Source organism: Streptomyces sp. NPDC003077, assembly GCF_040611095.1.
Classification (GTDB): domain Bacteria; phylum Actinomycetota; class Actinomycetes; order Streptomycetales; family Streptomycetaceae; genus Streptomyces.
Map to the genome: position 1 here is coordinate 21,723 of NZ_JBEXNM010000095.1, position 6,304 is coordinate 28,026.

5 protein-coding genes are annotated in these 6,304 nt (G+C 73.2%); all 5 read right to left on the reverse strand.

The genetic code is table 11. From position 1 onward, the window contains the following. Nucleotides 1–149: 149 nt before the first annotated feature. Entirely contained in the window at nucleotides 150–1,511 is a 1,362-nt protein-coding gene (locus tag ABZX96_RS35310) for an MFS transporter (RefSeq protein ID WP_355552787.1), read from the reverse strand. A gap of 117 nt (nucleotides 1,512–1,628) precedes the next feature. Then, on the reverse strand, nucleotides 1,629–2,999 hold the full coding sequence (locus ABZX96_RS35315) for a cytochrome P450 (protein WP_355552789.1): 1,371 nt from the start codon (nucleotides 2,997–2,999) through the stop codon (nucleotides 1,629–1,631). A gap of 126 nt (nucleotides 3,000–3,125) precedes the next feature. Beyond that, nucleotides 3,126–4,379, reverse strand: coding sequence for an MAB_1171c family putative transporter (locus ABZX96_RS35320; protein WP_355552792.1), 1,254 nt, complete (start codon nucleotides 4,377–4,379; stop codon nucleotides 3,126–3,128). 9 nt (nucleotides 4,380–4,388) lie between these two features. After that, a complete protein-coding gene (locus tag ABZX96_RS35325) occupies nucleotides 4,389–4,919 on the reverse strand; it encodes a hypothetical protein (protein ID WP_355552795.1) in 531 nt (176 codons plus the stop codon). A gap of 326 nt (nucleotides 4,920–5,245) precedes the next feature. Beyond that, complete coding sequence (locus tag ABZX96_RS35330) at nucleotides 5,246–5,719, reverse strand: helix-turn-helix transcriptional regulator (protein WP_355552798.1); 474 nt, start codon at nucleotides 5,717–5,719, stop codon at nucleotides 5,246–5,248. Nucleotides 5,720–6,304 lie beyond the last annotated feature (585 nt).

Sequence of the window (6,304 nt, forward strand, 5' to 3'; positions counted from 1 at the left end):
TCGGCTTCGGGTCTGCCGGGAAACAACCTGCTGGTTTCGCGCCGCGATGTCGCGGGTCGCGCATGGCTCACCCGCGTGCCGTTCTTCCGTAGGCCCTTCGGCGGCGGGGTGGCGGGACCGCGTCGGCCCGCGGTCGCGGGGTGTTCGGCTCAGTCGTGGAGCGTGCGGCGCTGGTCGGCGGTGCGGAGGGTGAGGAGGGCCGGGATGCTGAGGGCGCAGGTGGCGGCGGCGTAGTAGGCGGGGATGTCGGCGTCGCCGGTGTGCTGGACGAGTTCGGTGATGATCAGGCCCGCGCTGCCGGAGAAGACCGCGTTGGCCAGGGCGTAGGCCAGGCCCAGCCCGGTGTAGCGGACGATGGTGGGGAACATCTCGGCGAGCATCGCCGGGCCCGGGCCCGCCAGCAGCCCGACGACCGCGCCCGCGCCGACGAGGGCGAACCCCTTGCCGAGCGTCGAGGCCCCCGGGCTCTGGAGCAGGTCGAGCAGCGGCAGGGCGAGCGCGGTGACGAGGACGGCACCGGCGACCATCACCGGGCGCCGGCCCCACCGGTCGCTGAGGGCGCCGGCCGGGAGGATCGAGGCGGCGAAGCCGAGGTTGGCCAGGGCGGTGGCGATCAGGGCCTGTTGGAAGGTGGCGTTCAGGGTGCTCTGGAGGTAGCCGGGGAGGACGACGAGGAAGGTGTAGCCGGCGGCGGACCAGCCCATGATGCGTCCGGCCCCGAGGGCGATGGCTTTGGGGAGGGAAGGGGGAGCGGGGGGTTTCCCGGGTGGGTTCCGACGGGGTTTTTGCTGGTAGGGCTCTTTGTGTGGCGCCTGGGGCCGGCGGTCGGCCCGTTGTCTGCGGCGGAAGGACGGGGTTTCGTCCAGGCGGAGGCGGAGCCAGAGGGCGGTCAGGCCGAGGGGGAGGGTCAGGAGGAAGGGGAGGCGCCAGCCCCAGGTGTGCAGGGACGTTTCGGTCAGGACGGTGGCGAGGAGGGCGGCGAACCCGGCGCCGGTGAGCAGGCCGAGTGCGACGGTGAAGGACTGCCAGGCTCCGTAGCGTCCGCGGCGGTGCGGTGGGGCGAACTCCGTCATGACGGCGACCGCGCCGCCGAACTCGCCGCCCGCCGACAGCCCTTGCACGGCCCGCAGGAGCGTGAGGAGCCACGGGGCGAGCGCGCCGGCGGTGGCGTGGGCGGGGAGCAGGCCGATCAGGGTGGTGGCGCCGGTCATCGTGGTCACGGCCAGGATGAGGGCGGGGCGGCGGCCGAGGCGGTCGCCGAGGCGGCCGAAGACGGCGGCTCCCAAGGGGCGGAAGAAGAAGGCCAGGGCGAAGGACGCGTAGGTCTTGACGAGTCCCTCGGTCGCGCTGCCGCCTTCGGGCGTGAAGAAGCGCTCGGCGATGATCGTGGCGAAGTAGCCGTAGACCCCGAACTCGTACCACTCGATGAGGTTGCCGACCGAACCCGCCAGCAGCGCTCGGCGGGCGGCGGGCCGGGTGGCGGCGGTCGGTTCGGTCGCGGGTGGGGCCATGGCGCTGCTTCCTTCCCTCGGGGGCGGGCGGGTGAGCAGGTGGCGGTGGGGTTCCTCCGGGTGGGCTGGTCCCTCCAGGTTGGCAGGTGGGGGTGGGGCGCGGGGCGCGTACGGGGATCAGTGCGCCGGGCGCGTCCAGGTGACCGGCAAGTGGGCCAGGCCGCGCACCAGACGGGTGTGGCGCCAGGGGAGTTCGTCGGCGGGGCAGGCCAGGCGGAGGCCGGGGAAGCGGGTCAGCAGAGCCTGGAAGGCGATGCGGGCCTCCAGGCGCGCCAGCGGGGCGCCGAGGCAGTGGTGGATGCCGTGGCCGAAGGAGAGGTGGCTGGTGGGGCGGTCGAGCTGGAGGACGTCCGGGTCGGGGAACCGGGACGGATCGCGGTTGGCGGCCCCGGGGAGGACGAGCACGACGTCGCCCGCCTTGATGTCGACGCCGCCGAGGGTGAGCGGGGTGGTGGCGTAGCGGAAGGTCGCGGTGGTGAGCGGGGCGTCGTAGCGCAGCAGCTCTTCGATGACGGAGGGGAGCAGCTCGGGGTTCTCGCGCACGCGGGCGCGCAGGGCGTCGTCCTGGAGGAGGGCGAGCATGCCGTTGCCGATGAGGTTGGTGGTGGTCTCGTGGCCGGCGACGACGAGGAGGACGGCGAGGGAGACGAGTTCGGGCTCGGAGAGGCGGTGGGGCGGGGGTGCGGGGGTGGTGCGTCCGTTGGCTTCTCCGGTTTCGGGTTCCTCGTGTGTGAGGGCGTGCCCGTTCGTGGGGGCGTTCCCGTCCGCGTTCCCGTTCGTGGCGGCGCGTCCGTCCGCGTTCCCGTCCGCCGCGTTCCCGTTCCCGTTCTCGTCGCGAACGGTGATCAACGCGGTGAGCAGGTCGGGAGCGTCAGCCGGGCCCTCCTCGGTGGACAAGGCGGCGCGTTTGGTGGCGATCAGGGCCGTCATGTAGTCGCTGATGGCGTGCGAGGCGGCGTCCACGGCGGCCTTGTCGCCCGTGGCGAACAGGGCGTTGGACAGGCGGCGGAGGGTGGCGCGGTCCTCGGGCGGGACGCCGAGGAGTTCGCCGATGACGTCGATGGGGAGCGGGACGGCGAAGTCCTCGATGAGGTCGGCCGTGCCGCGGTCGGCCATCGTCTGGATGAGGCGGTCGGCGAGCGCGGCGATGCGGGGTTCCAGCCGGGCCACCGCGGCCGGGGTGAACGCCTTCATGGCCAGTCGGCGCAGGCGGGTGTGGTCCGGCGGGTCGGTGGCGAGCATGGTGGCGCTGACGGCGGGGGCGAGGTCGCGGGTGCGCGGCTTGTCGGCGAAGTAGCGGGTGGTGTCCTTGGACAGGCGGGGGTCGGCGAACGCGGCACGGGCCTCGGACCAGCCGGTGACCGCCCAGGTGTCCCCGAACGGGCCGGTGCGCACCCGCTGGACGGGGCCGCGCCGGCGCAGTGCGGCAAGGGTGGGGTAGGGGTCGCGGAAGTATTCGGGGGAGTCCAGGGGGGCGCTGGTGCTCATGCGGGGTGACCTCGTGGGGGACGGGCTACGGGAGGGTAAGGCGGGCGGTCGCGGCTCCGCGCCGGTGGGCGCCGCCGGGGACGGTGGAACGGCGTGTTCCGGGCGGACGGGCGCGCGGAGCGCGGATCACGCCTCGCCCTCGCTCCGCCCGGCCGCGGACGCAGGCTCGTGCGGTGCGGCGGCGCCGGACGACGCGAAGGCGCGGGAGACGCGGTGCAGCCAGCGGGCCTCGTCCAGCAGGTTGTTCAGCTCCGGGTGGGTCAGGGTGGCGTCTTCGGCGCTGATGGGGTGGGCGGGCGGCAGGCCGTCCGCACGGGCGGCGAGGGCCGCGGTCAGCACGATGGCCTCGGTCTCCGCGGCGAGATCCCGGCCCTGGCGGCCAAGGGCGCGCAGATTCTTCTCGGCGGCCCGGCGGACCTCCTCGCTGCGGTGCGGACGCAGCAGCAGGATGCCGTCGCGGATCTCGATCACCCGGCGGTAGAGCCGGAACTCGGTGTCCGGGGCGGCGTCCCGGCCCTCGGCCGCGGTGAGCTGGATCTCCGGCACGGCCTCGTACAGGGCGGCCCACAGGGGGTGCAGCCCGCGGTGCAGCCGCCACATCTGGATCCGTCGCCAGGGCTTGCCGAGGGCCGGGCCGATCGCCGGCAGCAGGATGCCGATCAGCAGCACCACGCTGCACAGGGCGGGCAGCCCCACGTTGAACGTGCACGTCACCGGAGTGAACAGGGACGAGCACAGCTGCTCCGGCGGCAGCCAGTCCGAGTCGGTCCACAGGCTGACGGTGTGGACGATCTTGTACGTCGCGTAGACCAGGCCGATGCCGCAGCCGAGCGCGATGATCCGCAGCCCGTGGCGCAGGGCGGCGCGCGGCGCGTGGCGCGCGTACCGGAGCGCCTGGCGCAGCAGGTCGATGACGGCGGCGCCGAGGTAACCGGTGAAGACCAGGATATAGACGTTCAAAAGGGGCGCGGTGCGCGGCAGATCGCCGAAGGTGGGGGCGTCCGGGGAGTCCCCTACGGGAGAGGAGAGGAACAGGACGGCCAGCGCGCACACGGCCAGCACCAGCGAGAGCACCCGGCGCCGGGCCTTGCGGTCCGCGGCGGCCGGTTCCTCGTTGAAGCGCAGCAGGAGGATGGACACGCAGGTGGCGGCGGCCAGGGTGGAGCAGTTGCCGAGCAGGCGGCCCAGTTTCGGCGTCACGGCGCTCAGTACCGAACCGACGGCCGGCGTGAGGAAGACCAGGGACAACCCGAGGGCCGTCAGGAAACCGCACAGCGCGCCCAGCCCCTGCGGCCGTGGCCGGGTCAGGAGGGGGCGCGCTTTGTAGAGGGCCGCCAGGAGGAGCAGGGCGGCTATGGACAGGAAGAGGGCGTTGACCATGTGTCGGGGCTACCGTCGCTTGGGACCGAAGACGTCGTCCATCCGGCTGATGACCTGTGCCTGCTGGGACGTCGCCGGGCGGCGGGCCGATGATACGCGGTCGGCGTGCCGCAGGATCAGCGAGGCGATCATTTCGGCCTCCTGTTCCTCGCGGTCGCTGTAGTGGCTGCGCGCCCGAACGGCCTGGATCTCCCCGGGATCCACCTCGGGGCCGGGCTGCGCGGTGGCGGCCGGGTCCGGTATCAGGAGGTTGGTGTGGCCGCTGAGCATGTGGCCGACCTCGTGCAGGACGATGTGGTCGCGGTGCAGGGCGGTGGTGGCCTCGTCGTAGAAGATGTAGTCCGCCGCGGCGGTGGCTATCCACAGTCCGCAGGGGCCCGCGGGCGGGGTGACCTGCGGTTGCAGATGGATGGGACGAGCCCGGCGGGCGGCCAGGTGCCCGAGGAAGTCGCCCAGGTCGAACGGGCGCGGGATGTGCAGATCGCGGATCCGTTCCGCGGACTCGGCGAGCATGCGGGCCCGGCGCCGGGTGAACTTCATGGCGCGCTCTCCTTCGGCCGTTGCCATGACGGGGACACGGGCCAGTCTCATACAGCGAGTGATCGGTCCTCCGGGTGGGTGCGGCGGCGGTCGGCCGGAACCGGCCGGTGCGCGATGCGGACGGAGTGGGCGGGGCGCCCTCGCGAAGGGGCGGGCGGGGGCGGCGGAGGCCGGGCTCGCGACCGGGGGGCCGGTCGTCGGGGGCGGGGGGCGTGCCCATGCTCGCGGAACCACCCGCGAGCGGGTGGCGCGCGGCCGGTCCCTTCGGGAGCGTGAGGTGCCGCCCCTGATGGCGGACCCGTACCGGGGCATGACGGGTTGGCGGTCTACGGAAGCGGTCGCGGCGGCCCGTCGCCCGTCCCCTGCGTGTCGGACAGGCCCTCCAGCTTGCGCACCCGGTTGATCATTTCGAGGACGGCGCTGCGCGATTCCTCGGACATGTCCATGAACCGGGCGGCCATCGCGATGACCCCGGCGTCGCGCATCGCGTCCACCATGGCCTCCTGCCCCGCGGTGCCGTCGCCGCCGACGGGCGGATCGGGGTGGTCGTGGAAGTACGCGGCCGGGACGCCGAAGTACTCGGCCAGCGCCTCTATATGACGCTTGGTCGGGTTGTCCCGTTTTCCCTTGCGCAGCTGCCAGATGTAGTTGCCGGAGATCACCTGCTCGCCGGCCCGGATGTTGATCTCGGTGGCGACGTCGTTGGCCGACAACGTCCTGCCCCGTTCGCGGCTGCGCGCCTGGAACAACCGGTCCAGTTTCTCCGCCAGGCCGGCCGGCTCGCGGGCCTCGTCCCCCATGTGCCGCGCTCCCTTCAAGGCCACAAACGGTCAGACATCCACTGTAATGGAGCGGTTGTCGCTGGGATCCGGAGACCCGGCAGGTCACGGGCTGGCACCGAGTCCTTCAACCATCTATTCTCACATCTGAGTCAAAGACTCTGGTGTGACGCGGAGCGCTCGCGCGCCGTGTCACGCGGACGCGCGGAGAGCGCCGAGGTGAGGTGGCCGTACGGACCGGCGGGGTTGGTCCGGCGCGGCGGCACTTGGGCGCCGCGTCATGGGGCTCCGCGGTGGCCCCGCCTTGTCTCCCGCCGTGCGGCGCACGGGACGGGACCGGTTCGGACCGGCACGGGGGTGTGGTCCGAACCGGGGCGGGGCCCCGCGTGATGTAAGGGTTTTGGAGGTCCGTCCGTCGGGCTTCCGCCGGTTTTCGTCGGCTTTGTTCTTCCCGTCGTTTCTTCCCGTGGGCCCGTCCTTCGCGCCTGCCGTCCGACGACGCCCGTCCGACGACGCCCGTCCTCCGCGCCCGCCGTCCGACGACGCGCGACGCGAGAGTCCCCGGCCGTGACATGCGAAGAGGCGGGGCGCCCCGGACTTCCCGGG

What these genes read in the sequence shown, in the direction of transcription:
- ABZX96_RS35320 (WP_355552792.1), bottom strand. Translation starts at nt 4,379, where the DNA reads ATGGTCAACGCCCTCTTCCTGTCCATAGCCGCCCTGCTCCTCCTGGCG.
- ABZX96_RS35315 (WP_355552789.1), bottom strand. Translation starts at nt 2,999, where the DNA reads ATGAGCACCAGCGCCCCCCTGGACTCCCCCGAATACTTCCGCGACCCC.
- ABZX96_RS35330 (WP_355552798.1), bottom strand. Translation starts at nt 5,719, where the DNA reads ATGGGGGACGAGGCCCGCGAGCCGGCCGGCCTGGCGGAGAAACTGGAC.
- ABZX96_RS35310 (WP_355552787.1), bottom strand. Translation starts at nt 1,511, where the DNA reads ATGGCCCCACCCGCGACCGAACCGACCGCCGCCACCCGGCCCGCCGCC.
- ABZX96_RS35325 (WP_355552795.1), bottom strand. Translation starts at nt 4,919, where the DNA reads ATGAAGTTCACCCGGCGCCGGGCCCGCATGCTCGCCGAGTCCGCGGAA.